This is a genomic window from Betaproteobacteria bacterium (genome assembly GCA_009377585.1).
In the GTDB taxonomy this organism is placed as follows: Bacteria; Pseudomonadota; Gammaproteobacteria; order Burkholderiales; family WYBJ01; genus WYBJ01.
The window spans coordinates 13,773-30,846 of the sequence record WHTS01000072.1 but is presented as its reverse complement, the minus strand read 5'-3'; the positions used below and the strand labels follow the sequence as shown (position 1 = coordinate 30,846).

17 protein-coding genes are annotated in these 17,074 nt (G+C 66.0%); 8 read left to right on the top strand and 9 right to left on the bottom strand.

The window, feature by feature from the left end:
* The first annotated feature begins 84 nt into the window (after window positions 1-84).
* The gene (locus tag GEV05_20230) at window positions 85-318 is read left to right on the top strand and encodes a hypothetical protein (GenBank protein ID MPZ45673.1); all 234 of its coding nucleotides are present in this window, start codon (window positions 85-87) and stop codon (window positions 316-318) included.
* A 5-nt stretch (window positions 319-323) separates the two neighbouring features.
* Window positions 324-569: a hypothetical protein gene (locus GEV05_20225; protein ID MPZ45672.1), complete on the top strand. Its 246-nt coding sequence runs from the start codon at window positions 324-326 to the stop codon at window positions 567-569.
* A 235-nt stretch (window positions 570-804) separates the two neighbouring features.
* On the opposite strand, the gene GEV05_20220 is transcribed toward GEV05_20225, so the two are convergent.
* A complete protein-coding gene (locus GEV05_20220; protein ID MPZ45671.1) occupies window positions 805-1,971 on the bottom strand; it encodes a tripartite tricarboxylate transporter substrate binding protein in 1,167 nt (388 codons plus the stop codon).
* Window positions 1,972-1,978: 7 nt separating this feature from the next.
* Here GEV05_20220 and GEV05_20215 point away from each other — a divergent pair, with 7 nt between their 5' ends.
* From GEV05_20215 to GEV05_20200, 4 genes are all read left to right on the top strand, one after another.
* A complete protein-coding gene (locus tag GEV05_20215) occupies window positions 1,979-2,815 on the top strand; it encodes a DUF455 family protein (protein ID MPZ45670.1) in 837 nt (278 codons plus the stop codon).
* Between the two features lie 180 nt (window positions 2,816-2,995).
* Window positions 2,996-3,781, top strand: a complete 786-nt coding sequence (locus tag GEV05_20210) for a helix-turn-helix domain-containing protein (GenBank protein ID MPZ45669.1) — start codon at window positions 2,996-2,998, stop codon at window positions 3,779-3,781.
* Window positions 3,782-4,990: a CoA transferase gene (locus GEV05_20205; protein MPZ45668.1), complete on the top strand. Its 1,209-nt coding sequence runs from the start codon at window positions 3,782-3,784 to the stop codon at window positions 4,988-4,990. It begins immediately after the preceding gene.
* Between the two features lie 4 nt (window positions 4,991-4,994).
* Window positions 4,995-6,170, top strand: coding sequence for an acyl-CoA dehydrogenase (locus GEV05_20200; GenBank protein ID MPZ45667.1), 1,176 nt, complete (start codon window positions 4,995-4,997; stop codon window positions 6,168-6,170).
* Here the strand turns inward: GEV05_20200 and GEV05_20195 are convergent.
* From GEV05_20195 to GEV05_20180, 4 genes are all read right to left on the bottom strand, one after another.
* Window positions 6,164-6,811, bottom strand: a complete 648-nt coding sequence (locus tag GEV05_20195; GenBank protein MPZ45666.1) for a hypothetical protein — start codon at window positions 6,809-6,811, stop codon at window positions 6,164-6,166. The two genes, GEV05_20200 and GEV05_20195, sit on opposite strands and share 7 nt — an antisense overlap.
* A 259-nt stretch (window positions 6,812-7,070) precedes the next feature.
* Window positions 7,071-7,619: a transcription elongation factor GreB gene (greB, locus tag GEV05_20190; protein ID MPZ45665.1), complete on the bottom strand. Its 549-nt coding sequence runs from the start codon at window positions 7,617-7,619 to the stop codon at window positions 7,071-7,073.
* Window positions 7,620-7,768: 149 nt separating this feature from the next.
* A complete protein-coding gene (gene egtD / locus GEV05_20185) occupies window positions 7,769-8,728 on the bottom strand; it encodes an L-histidine N(alpha)-methyltransferase (protein ID MPZ45664.1) in 960 nt (319 codons plus the stop codon).
* 30 nt (window positions 8,729-8,758) lie between these two features.
* A complete protein-coding gene (locus tag GEV05_20180) occupies window positions 8,759-9,724 on the bottom strand; it encodes a D-alanyl-D-alanine endopeptidase (protein MPZ45663.1) in 966 nt (321 codons plus the stop codon).
* A 510-nt stretch (window positions 9,725-10,234) separates the two neighbouring features.
* Here GEV05_20180 and GEV05_20175 point away from each other — a divergent pair.
* Both GEV05_20175 and GEV05_20170 read left to right on the top strand, forming a co-directional pair.
* A complete protein-coding gene (locus GEV05_20175) occupies window positions 10,235-10,921 on the top strand; it encodes a response regulator (GenBank protein MPZ45662.1) in 687 nt (228 codons plus the stop codon).
* A 201-nt stretch (window positions 10,922-11,122) separates the two neighbouring features.
* Complete coding sequence (locus GEV05_20170; GenBank protein ID MPZ45661.1) at window positions 11,123-12,514, top strand: HAMP domain-containing protein; 1,392 nt, start codon at window positions 11,123-11,125, stop codon at window positions 12,512-12,514.
* Window position 12,515: 1 nt separating this feature from the next.
* On the opposite strand, the gene GEV05_20165 is transcribed toward GEV05_20170, so the two are convergent.
* The 4 genes from GEV05_20165 to nudB form a co-directional block, all read right to left on the bottom strand.
* Window positions 12,516-14,384 carry an ATP-binding cassette domain-containing protein gene (locus tag GEV05_20165; GenBank protein MPZ45660.1) on the bottom strand — a complete coding sequence of 623 codons (1,869 nt, stop codon included), beginning with the start codon at window positions 14,382-14,384 and terminating at the stop codon, window positions 12,516-12,518.
* Between the two features lie 300 nt (window positions 14,385-14,684).
* Window positions 14,685-15,851 (bottom strand): cardiolipin synthase ClsB, encoded by a 1,167-nt coding sequence (clsB, locus tag GEV05_20160; GenBank protein MPZ45659.1) that lies wholly within the window; start codon window positions 15,849-15,851, stop codon window positions 14,685-14,687.
* Window positions 15,848-16,600, bottom strand: a complete 753-nt coding sequence (locus GEV05_20155) for an EEP domain-containing protein (protein ID MPZ45658.1) — start codon at window positions 16,598-16,600, stop codon at window positions 15,848-15,850. The genes clsB and GEV05_20155 overlap by 4 nt, the downstream gene beginning before the upstream one ends.
* Window positions 16,597-17,070: a dihydroneopterin triphosphate diphosphatase gene (nudB, locus tag GEV05_20150; GenBank protein ID MPZ45657.1), complete on the bottom strand. Its 474-nt coding sequence runs from the start codon at window positions 17,068-17,070 to the stop codon at window positions 16,597-16,599. Before nudB ends, GEV05_20155 begins: the two co-directional genes overlap by 4 nt.
* Window positions 17,071-17,074: the final 4 nt, after the last annotated feature.

Here is a 17,074-nt window from a genome sequence, read left to right as displayed (position 1 = left end):
CATGACATTCACAAGGAGTATTCAAAAATCGCCTAACCGCGCGTTGCAGCTTAAACGAGCGCCGCAAAGTGGCACAATTGCGCCATGGACTTCGAAATCGTTGGCGAGCTCACGGTGGTCGAAACCATCGCCACGGGTCGCGGTATTCGCGACATCCGGCGGTTGGAGCGCAGCTACGGGAAAACTCGTTGGCGAAAGATGAAGGGAATTGCACGAATCCGGCTGCGAACCGGGTCTGTGCGCATCGCTGAACTTCATTGGTACGAAGGGCACGGAATCGGCAAGAGGGAATTCAAGAGAAAACGCTATCTGGATTGATGACTATGAAACAACGTAGATCTCGAGCTTTGCAGTTTGCCGTCTGTATCGATAATCGAGGGTATCCCGCTTCGCTAGAGCGTCACAAGATCTACCGTGTTATTCCTGACGAAGAGGCGGCGGCAGACGGGGACATTCGCGTGGTCGATGAAAGTGGCGAAGGCTACCTGTACTCGGCTGACCGTTTCGTCGAAATTGAACCACCGCAGACGGTCAAGCGCTCACTGTTGCATTCAGAGAGAGCTGCATAATCGGGTCGAGGCGGGCTTTTAGCCCGCCCCTCCCACACCACCCGGCATGTGGGTCCGCACCGGGCGGTTCATGAACATGCACTACACGTCGCCTGGCATGCACGACGCAAGGGCACGGGCAAGGCTGGCTACGTGGCCCAGATGCGCATTCTGCTTGATGAGGATCTTCCGCGCCGTCTAGCAGCACTGCTGGTAGGTATCCACTGTTCAGCACAGAGGATAGGCAGGCATTGCGTCACTGCGCCTGGATGCCGGCCTGCTTCGCGACCTTGCTCCACTTCCTGGTTTCCGCGTCGATGTAGCTCGAGAGCGCCGCTTTGCTCAGATACTCGGTCTCCGCACCCATCTTGATGAATTGCTTCTTGACTTCGTCGAGCGCCAGGATCGCCGCGAACTCCTTGTCCAGGCGATCGACGATCGCCGGCGACGTTCCTGCGGGCAGCATGATGCCCCACCAGTTGGCGCCCTCGTAACCCTTCACTCCGGCCTCGTTGAGCGTCGGCAGATCGGGCAGGACGCCGCTTCGCTTGGTGCCGCCGGTGGCAAGCGCTCGGAGCTTGCCGGCGCGGATGAGCGGCAGCATCTGGACGACGGTGCCGATCGCGACGTGCGAGGTGCCCGCAACGACGTCGATCATCGCGGGCGCGCCGCCCTTGAACGGAATGTGGACGATGTCGACGCCCGTCAGCATCTTGAAGTATTCGAACCAGAGCTGCTGCGCGCTGCCGATACCCGCGCTGGCGAAGTTGAGCGTGCCCGGCTTCGCCTTGGCCAGCGCGACGAGCTCGCTCATCGTCTTTGCGGGGACGGACGGATTGACCGTGAAAACATTCGGTCCGTTTCCGATCTTGGACACCGGGACGAAGGATTTGACGGCGTCGTAGGGAAGCTTCTTGTAGAGCGAAGGTCCGAACGCGTAGGCCGCCGAGATGATGACCATGGTGTAGCCGTCGGGCTCCGACCTCGAAGCCATGCCTATCCCGAGCGTGCTGCCTGCACCGGGCCGGTTGTCGATGACGACCGTCTGGTCGACTCGTTTGCTCAGATACTGTCCGACCAGGCGGCCGACGATATCGTTACTGCCGCCGGGCGGGTACGGGACGATCAATCGTATCGGCCGCATCGGGTAGGCCTCCCCCGCATGTACGAAACCGGGTACGGCCAGAGCGGCACAGAGCGCGCCGAGCTCGACTGCATACGTCAACTTCATCTTACTTCTCCTCGTTTTGCTACTGGATACCAGGCCCGAGAATAGAGAACACGCCATGGCCTGCGCAAGGATTCGATGTGCCGTGCAGATGATTCTTTGCCCTCGATGAGGAAGGGATGCGCACGCGATGCGAGCTCGACGCGACAAGCAGGAAGCCCTGCAAACGTCGCAACGCCGCGTCCGGTGTAGCATCGCAACGATGAAGTCGCACCTTCTCGGGACAAGCTGGCATTGCCGCGCCCGGCAGGCCTTGCAGGCGATCGGAATCGACGCCAAGCTCACGGCCGTAACCGACCTGCTCGATGCCGTGCGCTCGGGCGCACTCGCGCTCGACGGGCGCTTCGAGCCCCATGCGGCGAGCGAGCCGGGCCGGCCGGAGCGGCCGCAATTGGTGTCGCCGCGCGAATTGCAGCGCCGTTCGACGGCAACCACGCATGGACATGCCGCGCTGATCCACGCCGTCGCCCACATCGAATTCAACGCCATCAATCTCGCGCTCGATGCCTTGTGTCGCTTCCCGGGATTGCCGGCGGAGTTCTACGCCGATTGGCTGCACGTCGCCGCCGAGGAAGCCACGCACTTTTCCCTGCTGCGCAGCCATCTGCGCCGGCTCGGCCACGATTACGGCGACTTTCCCGCCCACGACGGTCTGTGGCAAATGGCGCGCACGACGGCGCTCGATCCACTCGTGCGCATGGCGCTGGTGCCGCGTGTGCTGGAAGCACGGGGGCTCGACGTATCGCCTGCCATGATTCGGCGGCTGCATGCGTCGGGGGACCGGCAAGGCGCCGAGATCATCGAGCTCATCCTGCGCGACGAGGTCGGTCACGTCGCGATCGGCAGCCGCTGGTTCCGGCATCTTTGCGCGCAACGCGGGCTCGATCCCGATCCGACCTTCGAGCGGCTGCTGGCCGAGTACGATGCGCCACGCCCCGTGCTGCCGTTGAACACCGAGGCGCGCCGGCGAGCGGAGTTCAGCGAGCGGGAGCTTTCCCGTCTGGAAGCGCTCGCGCGCGGCGGACAACGCACGCGGTGATCGCGAATGCTCGGTGCCCTGCTGCTGCGTGGATTCGTCTGGCATGACCAGCGCGCCCGAGCGGTCCCGAGCGGCACTGTACACGGGCGCCGCGCCGGTGCCGCACGCAGGCTTTGCTGCGCTGCATTGTTGGCCTCGGATTCCTCCTATAGAATGGCGCGGCCCCTGGCGACGGCGGCCATGACCGACCTGCCCGACACACCAACCAAGTCCTCGATCCAGGTCATCGATCGCATGATGAGCCTGGTCGCAGCGCTGGCCCGGCATTCCAGTCCGGCCAACCTGAAGCAATTGGCGGCCGAGACCCGGTTGCACCCGTCGACGGCGCACCGCATCCTGGCCGTAATGGTGGAGAACCGCCTGGTGGATCGGATCGAGCCGGGAACCTACCGCCTCGGCATCAGGCTGCTGGAGCTGGGCAACCTCGTGCGGCTGCGGCTCAACGTGCGCCAGGAGGCGCTGCCGCACATGCAGCGGCTGCACGACGAGCTGAAGGAGACCGTGAACCTGAGCGTGCGCCAGGGCGACGAAGTGGTCTATGTCGAACGCGTGAGCTCGATGAGCTCGATGATGCGCGTGGTGCAAATCGTCGGCACGCGCGCGCCTTTGCACGTCACTGCCGTCGGCAAGGTGTTCCTGGCCGAGGACGGCTCCGACGCCGCACAGGCCTACGCGCAGCGGGCCGGCCTCACGCGATTCACCGACTCCACCTTGGCGGACCCGACACTGCTCGACAGCGAGCTCGCGCAAGTACGCGCGCGGGGTTTCGCCATCGATCGGGAAGAAGCGGAGAAAGGCGTGTCGTGCATCGGCGCGGGCATTCGCGACGACGACGGACGCCTGGTCGCCGGGCTGTCGGTATCGGCGCCGACGGACCGGCTCGATCCCGCCTGGTCGGGCCGGGTGCGGGAAACCGCCGAGCAGATCTCTCGCGCCATCGGTTATGCACCGCGCGCGCATGCCTGAATGAGCGGTCCGCTTGCCGGGGTCCGGATCCTGGATCTCACCACGGTGGTGATGGGGCCGTTCGCCACGCAGCTGCTGGCCGATCTGGGCGCCGCAGTCATCAAGGTCGAGCCGCCCGAAGGCGACAACACGCGCCATCTCGCCCCGATGCGCCATGCCGGCATGGGCGCAATGTTCCTGCACATGAACCGCAACAAACGCTCGCTCGTGCTCGACCTGAAAAAGACCGCCGGCCGCGAGGCGCTGCTCGAGCTCGCCGCCGTCGCCGACGTGCTCGTCTACAACACGCGCCCTCAGGCGATGGCGCGGCTGCACTTGTCGTACGCCGAGTTGAAGGCGGTCAATCCTCGGATCGTGTACGTCGGCGCATTCGGCTTCGACCAGTCCGGGCCCTACGCTGCCCGCCCCGCGTACGACGACCTCATCCAGGGCGCGGTCGGCTTGCCGTGGCTCATGATGCAAAGCGGAAGCGATGCGCCGCGCTACGTGCCCGCGACGATGTGCGATCGCATCGTCGGGCAGGCGACCGCCAACGCCGTGCTGGCGGCGCTCTTCCATCGCGAGCGCACGGGAGAAGGCCAGGCGGTCGAAGTGCCGATGTTCGAGACGATGGCGCAGTTCATTCTGGGCGATCACCTGGCGGGGCGTACGTTCGTTCCTGCCATGGGCGAGGCCGGCTATGCACGCGTTCTGGCCCGCTTTCGGGCACCTTACGCGACGCTGGACGGGCACCTCTGCGTGCTCATCTACAACGACCGGCAATGGCAGCGATTCCTCGCTGCCATCGAGCGCTCCGAGCTCACGACCGACCCGCGTTTCACCACCCTTGCCGCGCGGGCACGGCACATCGACGAAATCTGCCGCTTCGTCGCCGACCAGATGAGGCTGCGCAGCACGGCCGCGTGGGAGGGATTGCTCTCCGAGATCGATGTGCCGTGGATGCGGATGAATTCGCTCGACGGTCTGATCGACGATCCGCATCTCGCGCACACGGGATTCTTCCGCCGGGTGGAGCATCCGAGCGAAGGCGCGATGACGACGATGGCCGTGCCGACCCGGTTCTCCGCCTCGCAGCCCGAAGCACTCGAGCATGCACCACGTTTCGGCGAACATAGCGCGCAGGTGCTGCGCGAGGTCGGTTACGCGGACGCCGAGATCGCACAGATGGCGCGCGACGGCGTTACGGTGATCGGGGGCGAGGGAAATTGAAACCATGAACTTCGAGCTCACGCCCGAACAGCAGGCGATCCGCGATGCGATCCTCGACCTGCTCGACCCGGCGGGACCGCTCGGCGACGACTATTGGCTCGCGCGCGATCGCAGCGGCGGCTTTCCCGACGAATTCTTCGACGCGTTCGCGCGCGGCGGCTGGCTCGGCATCGCGATGCCGGAGGAATTCGGCGGCTCGGGCCTTGGCATCCTGGAGGCGGCGATCGCAATGCAGGCGGTGGCCGAATCCGGCGCCGGCATGTCGGGTGCATCGGCGGTGCACCTGAACATCTTCGGCCTCAACCCGGTGGTCGTGTTCGGAAGCCGCGAGCAGAAGGCGCGCTGGCTGCCGCCGATGGTCCGGGGCGAGGTGAAGGCGTGCTTCGCGGTCACCGAGCCCAACACCGGCCTCAATACGGCTGCGCTGCAGACGCGGGCCGAACGCCGCGCCGGCGGCTACGTGCTGTCGGGGCAGAAGATCTGGACCTCGACCGCGCAGGTCGCGACCAAGATGCTGATCCTCGCCCGCACCACGCCCGCGGACCGGGTCGGGCGTCCCACCGAGGGCTTGAGCCTGTTCTATACCGACCTTGACCGGCGCCACGTCGAAGCGCGCGAGATCGACAAGATGGGCCGCAAGGCGGTGGATTCGAATCAGCTCTTCATCGACGCGCTGCCGGTGCCCGAGGAGGACCGCATCGGCGAGGAAGGCCGAGGCTTCGAGTACATGCTGCACGGCTTCAACCCGGAGCGGATCCTGATCGCCGCCGAGGCGGTCGGCCTGGGGCGCGCCGCGCTCGCCCGCGCCGCGCGTTACGCCCGGGAGCGCGTCGTGTTCGACCGGCCCATCGGGCAGAACCAGGCGATCCAGCATCCGCTCGCCGAGCGCTGGATGCAGCTCGAAGCGGCCAATCTCATGCTGCTCAAGGCGGCGGCGCTGTATGATGAAGGCAAGCCGTGCGCCGCGGAAGCGAACGCGGCCAAGTATCTGGCCGCCGAAGCCGGTTACGCGGCGTGCGAGACCGCCGTCATGACCCACGGTGGCATGGGATACGCCAGGGAATTCCACGTCGAGCGCTATTTGCGCGAGGCGCTGATCCCGCGCATCGCACCGGTGAGCCGCGAGCTGATCCTGTGCTATGTCGCCGAGCGCGTGCTCGGCCTGCCGAAGTCCTATTGACCGGACTTTGGCTTGCGCCGCGTGCGCGGGAGCCGATACTCCACCAAATCGTTCGCCCGCCATTGCATCGCATCGATCGGCGTGATGTAGCGCTGCTGCGAGCGCGGATACAACCGATAGTGCGGCGAAAGGTCGATGCGGCGCTCGGCCTCCCACGCGCCCGCATCGCCGGTCACCCATTCGCCGGGATCGAGCAAGCGCAGGTCGAACGGGCGCGAATACTCGCGCAAGGACCGTTCGCCTTGATCGTTGTGGTACTCGTGAAAATACGACAGCGCGAGCTCGCGCAGGTTGCGGTAGATGGGATCGCGCCCGCGCAACGCCAGGTGATTGCTCTTGCCGATCGCGCCCCACAGGCCGCCGCGCCGGAACAGGGCCACGACGTGATCCCAGTCGCCCTCGGCGCGCAAATCGAGCACCAGCGGCGGCTCGCCGTTCAGCCACAGCGCGCACGCGGCCACCAGCGCCGCCTCGATGCAATGCGCTCGCCGCTGCGCAAGCACCTGCCGCACGGTGCAGCAACTGTCGCCGTCGGGCTCGAAGTTGATCGGGATCGCGTTGACGAACGACTGCAGTTTCGCCGGGCTCGACTGGCGGCGAAGCAGCGAGCGCTCGGCCTTGGTCAGGCCGAGGTCGCGCAAGCGGGCTATCGAGCGTACGGAGTTTCTTGCCACGCTCGACCCTCACCCCCAGCCCCTCCCTTGCAGGGCGCGCATCGGCATGCAGGCCGATGCCGTTCGGCCGGCGCGGACCATGGTCCGCGAATTCCCGGCCTTACCCCGGGGGGAGAGGGGAGCGTCGTGTCCGTATTGAACTGTCGTTCAATGCGGAACGATCGAAAGGGCCACCGGCCGCGCGGCGCGCTCTCCGCGCCGGCCAAGTGCCGCGCAGGAAACGGCCTCACGCGCCGAGTGCCTGGTAGCGCACGTCGATGATTTCGATCTCTTCCCGGCCGCGCGGGCTCTGGAAGCTCACCACCTCGCCCGCTCGCGCCTTCAACAGCGCCCGCGAAATCGGGGCGATCCAGCTCACGCGGTTGCGCGCCGGATCGACTTCGTCCATGCCGACGATGCTGATCGTGCGCTCGTCGCCGTGGCCGTCGACATAGGTGACGGTGGCGCCGAAGAACACCTGGTCGGAGTCCTCGCGCAGCCGCGGGTCCACCACCTCGGCGTGGTCCAGGCGTTTGGTGAGAAAGCGGATACGCCGGTCGATCTCGCGCAGCCGCTTCTTGCCGTAGATGTAATCGCCGTTCTCCGAGCGATCGCCGTTGGATGCGGCCCAGGCGACCGTGCGCACGAGCTCGGGGCGTTCTTCGTCGAGCAGCTGCTTCAGCTCCGAGCGCAGCCGCGCGTGGCCCGCCGGCGTGATGTAGTTCTTGGCGCCCTTCGGGATCGCGACTGCGGAATCGTCCGCTTCGTCTGCGGCAGGGATGGTGTGCTCGTTCATGGGTGTATCGGTATGAATAGCGCAATGCCGCGTATGCGCTAGTGTGGTGAATCGCAAACTCGTCATTCCCGCGCAAGCGGGAATCCAGAACAAGAGTCCTTCCTGGACCCCCAGCGTTCGCGGGGGTGACGAGCTTCTGACTCAGGACGCTAACAAGTCATGTAGTGTATGGAGAAGAGATTACGCTCGTCCACCCAGCACGCCGCCGGCGCGAAACCGGCGCGTGCCGCCAAGGCCTGGAATTCGGGCACCGAGTACTTGTACGAGCTCTCGGTGTGGATGGTCTCGCCGCGCGCGAACGCAAGCCGCGTCGTGCCGATCCGGACTTCCTGGCTGCGGCAGCTTTCGAGATGCATCTCGATGCGGCCCAGCGCATCCGAATACCACGCCCGGTGGTGAAAGGCCCGCAGGTCGAAGTCGGCGCCGAGCTCGCGATTGATGCGCGCCAGCACGTTGAGATTGAAGGCCGCGGTCACGCCCTGCGGGTCGTCGTAGGCCGCTTCCAGCACGGCCTTGTCCTTGCGCAGATCGACGCCGATCACCAGCGCGCCGCCCGCGCCTGCGAGGCTGCGCGCATTGGCGAGGAAAGCCACAGCCTCGGTCGGGTCGAAATTGCCGATGGTGGAGCCGGGAAAGAATACGGCGCGCCGCCGTGGCCGATAGGGCGCGAGGTCGGGCAGCTCGAACGACTGCGAGTAGTCGGCGCATACCGCGACCACGGGAAGCTCGGGGAAAGCGTGGCGCAAGCCTTCCGCAGCCTGGCGCAGCGTTTCGCGCGCGATATCGATCGGAACGTACACGCCCGGGCGGGCGGCTGCGATCAGCAGCCGGCTCTTGCGGCTTACGCCGCTGCCGAATTCAACCAAGGCACAACGGCTGCCGAGCGCAGCTGCGATCGCGCCCGCATGCGCCTGAATGAGCGCCGTTTCGACTCGGGTCGGATAGTATTCGGGCAGCGCACAGATGGCGTCGAACAGCGCCGAGCCGACGTCGTCGTAGAAATACTTCGGCGGCAGATGCTTGGGCGAATCGCCCAGTCCGCGCAGGACGTCGTTACGGAAATCGGCCGGACGCGGGGAAAGATCGTGGAAGGCGACGAGATCGTTCATGCATCGGCCCCGCGAACACGCTCTGCCCGCTCAGCTCGAATGCGCTGCCGCCAAGGCCGTGCTTTCCAGCCATTTCTTGATCCTGTTGGCATCACCAATGCGGGTGTACTTTCCCCAGGAGTCGAGCAAAACGATGATGATGGGGCGTTCTCGAATGCGGGCCTGCATCACCAGGCATTGGCCAGCCTCCGAGATATAGCCGGTTTTCGACACGTCGATCTGCCACGTCGACGTGCGCACCAGGCCGTTGGAATTGTTGAAGCCATACACGTGCCCGTCCGCGGTATGGATTTGCGCGCTCGGCGTGGTGGTGAACTCGCGGATCAGCGGATAGTCGAGGCTTGCACGGACCAGCAACGCGAGATCCTCGGCGGTGGAGACATTCTGGCTCGAAAGTCCCGTCGGCTCGGCGAAGCGGCTGCTGTCCATGCCGAGCTCATGCGCCTTGTCGTTCATGCGCGCGACGAATGCGTCGGTTCCTCCGGGATAGTTACGCCCGAGCGCGCTCGCCGCCCGGTTCTCCGAGGACATGAGCGCCATATGCAGCAGATCGCGCCGGGCAAATACCGAACCGATGCGAAGCCGCGAGCCGCTGTGCTTGAGGGTGTCGATGTCGGCCTTTTCGATGCGAATCGCTTCGTCCAGGGCCAAGTCCGCATCGAGCACCACCATGGCCGTCATGAGCTTGGTGATCGAGGCGATTGCCGATACCTGGTCGACATTCTTGCCATACAGGACGGTGCCGTCCATCGCATCGAACACCAGGGCCTGGCTCGACTTGAGATCGGGTCCGTGCGCGGCCAAGGTGCCGTTGACTTCCACCGTGGCCGCCGCTGCTGTGGCGGCAGTGGCCTTGGCGGCTGCCTTCTTGACGGTCTTGCCGCCATCCTTCTTGTAGCTGACGGATACGCGTTTGCCGCCGTTCTTTGCCGCTACCTCGGGCTTGGCGCTCTTCGCAGTCTGCGCCGCGCCGGCAATCCCGCTCCAGGTCAACATGAATGCGACGATGAATATCCCTGCGACGTTGTTCACCCGTCCGTTCCTTGGTGGTTCTTGTGTCGGCTCCCAGGAAGGACGGGAGCGCCGCCGGGGCAAGCGCCGATCGCGTTTCTCGCCCGCGGCTAAGATAGCAAATAATCAACGCCTAAGTAAGCTTGCTGCGAGTAAATGCTGAACATCGCAAAAAGAAACGCCGCCCCACGATCGTTGTCGGGGCGGCGTATTAAGGGGAGACCCGCGACGCGGGCCGCTGCTTGGTCGCCCGCGCAGAAGGTCTCCCGAGGAGGAACTGAAGCTCGTTAGCTAGGATGTTAAGGGTAACACCTTACGGTCAACTTACATGCTCGTTTGCGTTCGATAGCGGATCTGAGAAGTCCCCTTACCGGCTCGACAAGCGGCCGCGAGGACGCTAGCCTCGGCAGGTTGCGCGTAAGGGCTGATCTCCGCGCTCGCACGTTGTGTCGACAAGCTTCGTCGCTGATTCATCCCGATTCCTTCTCGTTTCCCATGCGCCTTCTCATCGTCGAAGACGATCCGCTGCTCGCGGACGGCCTCAAGCGCTCGCTCGCGGTGCACGGCTTCGCGATCGATCATGCCGCCGACGGCGCCAGCGCCGATCACATGCTGTCGAGCCAGGCCTACGATCTGGTCATCCTGGACCTGGGACTTCCCGGCCTGGACGGGTTGAGCGTGCTCAAGCGCCTGCGCCGCCGCGCCGGCGGCTCGAGCACGACGCCGGTGCTCATTCTGACCGCGCGCACCGGCCTCGACGATCGGGTCAAGGGCCTCGATCTCGGCGCCGACGACTATCTCGCCAAGCCGTTCGATCTTCCCGAGCTGGAAGCCCGGGTGCGGGCAATGGTGCGCCGCGGAAAGTTCGGCGCGAGCCCGCAGCTGCAGCACGGCCGGCTGCGCTTCGACACCATCGGCCGCCGCGCGCTGGTGGACGATCAGCCGCTGGAGCTGTCGGCCCGTGAGCTCTCCATGCTCGAGACGCTGCTGCTGAGCGTCGGTCGCGTGGTGAGCAAGGAGCAGCTCGCCGAACAGTTGACCGGCTGGGGCGAGGTCGTGGGCGCCAACGCGATCGAGGTCTACATCCACCGCCTGCGCAAAAAGCTGGAGACGGCGGGTATTTCGGTGCGCACGGTGCGGGGGCTGGGCTACCTGCTGGAGAAGCCGGGCAGCGGATCGTAGCAGGCGCGGAACTCGCTGCCGCGAGAAGGGGCAGCTCGCTGCCCCGAGGAGGGCGGCTCGCTTGCCGCGAGGGAGGCGGCTCGATGCCGTGCGCAGCGATCCGTTCAGCATTAAGCGCCGGCGCTCGGGGCGTGAAGGGAGAGTCGGGCCATCAAGCTTTTCCTGCAACCGTCGATTCGCCGCCAGCTGATCTTCTGGCTGGTGCTGCCGCTGTCGCTCGCCCTCATCTGCTCGGCGCTGGTGGTGTACAAGCTCGCCTCGGACTTCGTGACCGAAGCGTACGACCGGGCACTGTACGATTCGGCGCTCGATCTGTCGCGGCGACTGCGGCTGCGCGACGGACGCCTCACGGTCGACCTGCCTCCCGCCGCGGCCGACATGCTCGAAATCGACGATATCGACCGCGTCTACTACGCCGTGCGCAACGACGACGGCAACCTGGTCGGCGGTGCAGCCGACCTGCCGCGACCGCAACCTTCCGAGAATCGGCGCCCGGATTACTACTACGCGCGCTACCTGGGACAGGGCATGCGCCTGGTGGCGCTGCGCGTGCCGTACGATCCCGACAACGAAACGATGTTCGCGCAGGTCATCGTGGGCGAGACGCTGATCCGGCGCCGGCTGCTCGCCGAGGAGATCCTGGTCGCGGTCGCGCTTTCCCAGCTCGTTCTGATCGCGATGATCTGTATTTCCGTCTACCTCGGCGTCGGTCACGGCCTGCTGCCGCTCGGGCGCCTGCGGGCACAGATCGAGGCGCGTTCGCACCGCGATCTCACGCCGCTGGACGAGCCGCGCACGCCGAGGGAAGTCCGGCCGCTGGTGCATGCGATCAACGAGCTGTTGCAGCGGCTGCAACGCGCGATCGTGTCGCAGCAGCGCTTCATCGCCGATGCGGCCCACCAGTTGCGAACACCGCTTGCGGGTTTGCGCACGCACGCCGAGCTGGCCCTCAGGGAACAGGACCTCGCCGGCGTGCGCGAACGGGTGCGGGCGCTCATGCACGCCACCGATCGCAGCGCGCGTCTCGCCCACCAGCTGCTGGCGCTCGCGCTGGCCGAGCCGGAAGCAAGCGCCACGGCGCCGATGAGCGCGGTCGACCTGGTTGCGATCGCGCGCGACGTGACCGCCGAATGGGTGCCGCAGGCGCTCGCGCACCAGCTGGATCTCGGTCTCGCGGCCGCTGCCGGGAGCCTCCGCATCCGCGGCAATGCGGTGCTGTTGCGCGAGCTCGTGGTGAACCTCGTCGACAACGCGATTTGCTATACGCAGCCCGGCGGACAGATCACGGTCGACGTGCAGCATGACGCCGCCACGGTCACGCTCAGCGTCGAGGACGACGGCCCCGGAATTCCTCCCGGCGACCGCGAGCGGGTGTTCGAGCGTTTCCAGCGTCTGGCGGAGAATCGCACCGAAGGCTGCGGGCTCGGGCTCGCGATCGTACGCGAGATCGCGCAAGCGCACGCCGCCGAAGTGCGCATCGGCGACGGCGCTAGCGGCAAGGGAACGCGCGTCAGCATCCGTTTTGCGCGCATCGATGCAGGCAACAGTGGCGCGCTCACGCGGCAAACGGCGGCAGCGTCGGGCCCGGGTTGATTCAGCCGGTCGTGGTCGGTGCCGCGCCTGCTTCGCCCAGTTCCCGCTGCTGTTCTTCCCGCTGTTGTTCTTCCTGCTCTTGCTCTTCCTGCTGCTGCAGCGCCCACATGCCGGCGTAGACGCCTTCGCGCTGTAGCAGGTCGCGGTGCCTGCCGCGCTCGACGATGCGGCCGTGATCGAGCACCAGGATCTCGTCCGCGTCCACCACGGTGGAAAGCCGATGTGCGATGACCAGCGCCGTGTGGCCCTGCGCGATGCGCTCCAGCTCGGCCTGGATCGCCTTCTCGGAACGCGAATCCAGCGCCGAGGTGGCTTCGTCGAAGATGAGTATGCGCGGTCCCTTGAGCAACGCGCGGGCGATGGCGACGCGCTGCTTCTCGCCGCCGGAGAGCTTCAAGCCGCGTTCGCCCACCGCGCTGTCGTACCTGTCCGGCAGCGACAGGATGAAGTCGTGAATGTGCGCCGCGCGCGCCGCCTCGATCACTTCCTCGCGACTCGCGTCCGGGCGCCCGTAGGCGATGTTGTAGAGCACCGTATCGTTGAACAGTACGGTGTCCTGCGGCACGATGCCGATGGCGGCGCGCAGGCTCGCCTGGGTGACGTCGCGAATGTCCTGTCCGTCGATGCGGATGGCGCCGCCGTCGGCGTCGTAGAAGCGGAACATGAGCCGCGCCAGCGTCGACTTGCCCGACCCGCTCGCGCCCACCACCGCTACCGTGTGCCCCGGCGGAATGCGGAAGCTCACGTCGTGCAGTATCCGGCGGCGGCTGTCGTAGGCGAACTCGACGCGATCGAATTCGACCGCGCCTTGGGCGAGGGCAAGCGCGGGAGCCCCTGGCTTGTCCTCGATCTCGCGGTGCTGGCGCAGCATGCCGAACATCCGCTCCATGTCGGTGAGCGACTGCTTGATCTCGCGATACACCATGCCGAGGAAATTGAGCGGCACATAGAGCTGGATCAGAAACGCGTTCACCAGCACCAGGTCCCCGAGCGTCATGCTGCCGGCGATCACGCCGGCGGTGGCCTGCCACATGATGAGCGTCACGCCGAGCGCGATCACCGCGCTCTGGGCGGCGTTCAGCGCCGAAAGCGAGGTCTGCGACAGGATCGCCGCTCGCTCCCAGCGCTGCATCGCCTCGTCGTAGCGGCTCTGCTCGAATTGCTCGTTGCCGAAGTACTTGACGGTTTCGTAGTTGAGCAGGCTGTCGATCGCACGCGTATTCGCCTTCGAGTCGAGCTCGTTCATGTTGCGGCGAAAGTGCAGCCGCCATTCGGTGATCGACACCGTGGTGACGATATAGATGCCTACCGTGACCAGGGTGACGATGGCGAACCAGGGGTCGTAGTTGACGAGCAGGATTCCGGTCACCAGCGCGATCTCGACCAGCGTGGGCAGGATGCTGAAGAGGGCGAAGCCGAGCAGCTGCGAGATGCCGCGCGTCCCGCGCTCGATATCGCGCGTGAGCCCGCCGGTTTGGCGTTCCAGGTGGAAGCGAAGCGAAAGCGCGTGCAGGTGGCCGAACACTTCGAGCGCGATGCGGCGCACCGCCCGTTGGGTCACCTTGGCGAAGACGAACTCGCGCAACTCGGTGAAGACCGTAGTCGAAAGCCGCAGCAGGCCGTAGCCGATCAGCAACCCAGCCGGCAACACGAGGATAGCGTTCTGCACGCTCAGCCCGTCGACGATCTGCTTGAGCACGAGCGGCACGCCGACGTTGGCCGCCTTGGCGGCGAACAGGAACAGCAACGCCAGCACCACGCGAGCGCGGTATTCCCACAGGTAGGGCAGCAGCGTAGCAAGCGTGTGCCAGTCGCTGCGGGGGATGGGCGCAGGGCGCGGCTGCGGCCCGCGGGTGCCATGGCGGTCCATGGCGTTCAGTATCCGCCCGGGGCAAAAAAAATGGGCACAGTATGACTGCGCCCAAAAGTCGCTACCAAAGGAGGAGGATCGAAAACCCAAGGCCGAAACCCTGGGCCTTCGAGGTCCATGGAAGCAATCCCGATGCCACCGGGGTACGCTCCAAGAATCATCATGTTGCCGCAGCAGCCGGGCGCGCAGGTGACGACGTTTCTGCCTGCCTGCCGAAATCCGGTCGATCGGGCCCGGCCGGGGCGGCGCCAGGGCGCCCGCACCGGATCGCGCCGAGGCGTCCTTATGGTCGGTAAACGCTTACGCCGACTCATGTTCCTTGCCATATCCCAAGAGGCCCGTGCTGACACGAAAAATACCGTAGGACACCCATGCCAGCGAACGCGCGAGCAGCGGCTGCTTCGACCAGCGCTCGCGGATGACCGGCCGGGCGCCCTCCTCGATCAGCCCCAGCAGGCTCGCGCGCAATTGCCCGGCGAATGCGCGATCGTCGACCACCACGTTCGCTTCGCGCGCAAGCAGCAGACTGAAGGGATCGATGTTGGACGAGCCGACCGTAGCCCAATGGCCGTCGATGACGGCGACTTTCGCGTGCAGGAAGCTCTTGTGATATTCCTGGATTTCGATGCCGGCATCGAGCAGGCTGCCGTAGAGCGCGCGCGAGGCATGGCGCAGGAAGAAGTACTCCACCCGCCCCTGTAGCAGCAGCACCACTCGCACCCCGCGCGCGGCCGCGTCCGAGAGCGTCCGGCGGAAGCGAATCCCGGGCAGAAAATACGCCATCGCGATGATGATCTCGCTGCGTGCGCCTGCAATCGCCTCCAGGTAGGCGTCCTCGATGTCGCGCCGGTGGCCGATGTTGTCCCGTATCACCACCGCCGCGCGTTGATTGCCGGCCGGGGCATTGGGCGCGCAGCGCAGCGCCCACTCGCGCCAGCGGCGGCGAAATTCGGTCCACGAGATGATCGCCCAGAGCCGCGTGACCGCCGCATGCGCATCGTCGACGATCGGCCCGCGCACCTGCACGGCAAAATCCACCCGCGGCGGTACGTGGCCCGGCGTATGCATGTCGTCGATGATGTTGATGCCGCCGACGAATCCGACGTGGGCATCGAGCACCACCAGCTTGCGATGCAGCCGGCGCAGTCGCGAGCGGCGCAGGTTGAAGTTCGCGATGTCCGGCCGGTACACCAGGAGCTGCACGCCGGCATCCTTCATGAGCTGCGCCAATGGCGCCGCCATGCGCCGGCAACCGAAACCGTCGATCAGCACCTGCGTCGCCACGCCGCGCCGGGCCGCGCGCGCGAGCGCGGCTGCGATGCGGCTCCCGGTCGCGTCGTTCTCGAAGATGTAGGTCTCGAGATAGATCTCCTCGCGCGCGGCGTCGAGCGCCGCCTCGAGCGCAGGAAAATACTCGCCGCCGCCGACCAGAAGGCGCACGTCGTTGCCGGCGCGCAGCGTCGTCATACCCGCACGATGGTGGTCGACAAAACCGCATGGTCCGATATGCGCGACCACGGATAGCCGTGGTGCACGCTCGCGCGTCGCACCCGGAAGCCACGCACATAGATGCGATCGAGGTGCAGCAGCGGCAGCACCGAGGGGAAGCTGCGCGCCGGACCGCCGCGCGTGATCTCGAACACTTCCGCCAGGTGCAGCGGTCGGGCGAGGAGCGCGCGCGCATGCAGGCGCCAGTCATTGAAATCGCCGGCGACGATCAACGGCGCATCCGGCGGCACCATCTGCTCGATGCGACGCCGCAGCGCCATCAGCTGATGACGGCGTCCGCGCGCGGTCAGGCCCAGATGCACGCATACGCAATGCAGCGGCGAGCGCCAGGTCGGAATGTCGATCTCGCAATGAAGCAGCCCGCGCGACTCGAGTGCATGGGCCGAAACATCCACGTTGTCCCAGCGCAGGATCGGGTAGCGCGACAGCACCGCGTTGCCGTGATGACCGAGGTCGTACACGGAGTTGCGGCCATAGGCAAAATCCTGCCACACGGAGTCGGCGAGGAATTCGTACTGCGGCTCTTCCGGCCAGTTGGGGAAGCGCTGCGAGTGCAGCTGATGATCGCCGAGCACCTCCTGCAGGAATACCAGGTCGGTGCCGAGCTGGCGCAGCCGTTCGCGCAGCTCATGCACCACCATGCGCCGGTTGAAGTTGGAAAAACCCTTGTGGATGTTGTAGGTGGCGACGTGCAGCGTGTCGATCATGAGCCGCGCCCCGCAATCACGGCGCGCGCTTCCCGGGCGATGATGGGCAGCAGGCGCAGCGCGTCGGCGTTGGTCCACGAGAACACCACACGGGCGGCCTCATCCCACGGCAGCCATTGGTAACGCAAGTGCTCACGCGGAGCGAGCACCACAGGCACGCGCTCTAGCAAGGTCAAGCCGAACACCCGTTCGACATTGTGCGTCGTTCCAGGCGCGAAGCGGCTTCCCCAGCGACGGAAGATCTCGAACCGGTTCTGCACCCGCCAATCCTGCAACGGGTAGCACGCGGCATCGATGCCGGTCTCCTCTCCCACTTCGCGCACCGCGGTCTCGCGGCAGCTCTCGCCGTCATGCAGACTGCCGGTGACCGATTGCCAGAATCCAGGACGGTCGGCGCGCTCGATCAGCAACACTTCGAGCTCTGCGGTGTGGATCACCACCAGCACCGAGAACGGGAGCTTGTAGGCCACGCCC

Coding starts and splice junctions, on each gene's coding strand:
- GEV05_20230 (MPZ45673.1), top strand. CDS start 85: ATGGACTTCGAAATCGTTGGCGAGCTCACGGTGGTCGAAACCATCGCC.
- GEV05_20225 (MPZ45672.1), top strand. CDS start 324: ATGAAACAACGTAGATCTCGAGCTTTGCAGTTTGCCGTCTGTATCGAT.
- GEV05_20220 (MPZ45671.1), bottom strand. CDS start 1,971: ATGCTACACCGGACGCGGCGTTGCGACGTTTGCAGGGCTTCCTGCTTG.
- GEV05_20215 (MPZ45670.1), top strand. CDS start 1,979: ATGAAGTCGCACCTTCTCGGGACAAGCTGGCATTGCCGCGCCCGGCAG.
- GEV05_20210 (MPZ45669.1), top strand. CDS start 2,996: ATGACCGACCTGCCCGACACACCAACCAAGTCCTCGATCCAGGTCATC.
- GEV05_20205 (MPZ45668.1), top strand. CDS start 3,782: ATGAGCGGTCCGCTTGCCGGGGTCCGGATCCTGGATCTCACCACGGTG.
- GEV05_20200 (MPZ45667.1), top strand. CDS start 4,995: ATGAACTTCGAGCTCACGCCCGAACAGCAGGCGATCCGCGATGCGATC.
- greB (MPZ45665.1), bottom strand. CDS start 7,619: ATGAACGAGCACACCATCCCTGCCGCAGACGAAGCGGACGATTCCGCA.
- egtD (MPZ45664.1), bottom strand. CDS start 8,728: ATGAACGATCTCGTCGCCTTCCACGATCTTTCCCCGCGTCCGGCCGAT.
- GEV05_20180 (MPZ45663.1), bottom strand. CDS start 9,724: ATGTTGACCTGGAGCGGGATTGCCGGCGCGGCGCAGACTGCGAAGAGC.
- GEV05_20175 (MPZ45662.1), top strand. CDS start 10,235: ATGCGCCTTCTCATCGTCGAAGACGATCCGCTGCTCGCGGACGGCCTC.
- GEV05_20165 (MPZ45660.1), bottom strand. CDS start 14,384: ATGGACCGCCATGGCACCCGCGGGCCGCAGCCGCGCCCTGCGCCCATC.
- clsB (MPZ45659.1), bottom strand. CDS start 15,851: ATGACGACGCTGCGCGCCGGCAACGACGTGCGCCTTCTGGTCGGCGGC.
- GEV05_20155 (MPZ45658.1), bottom strand. CDS start 16,600: ATGATCGACACGCTGCACGTCGCCACCTACAACATCCACAAGGGTTTT.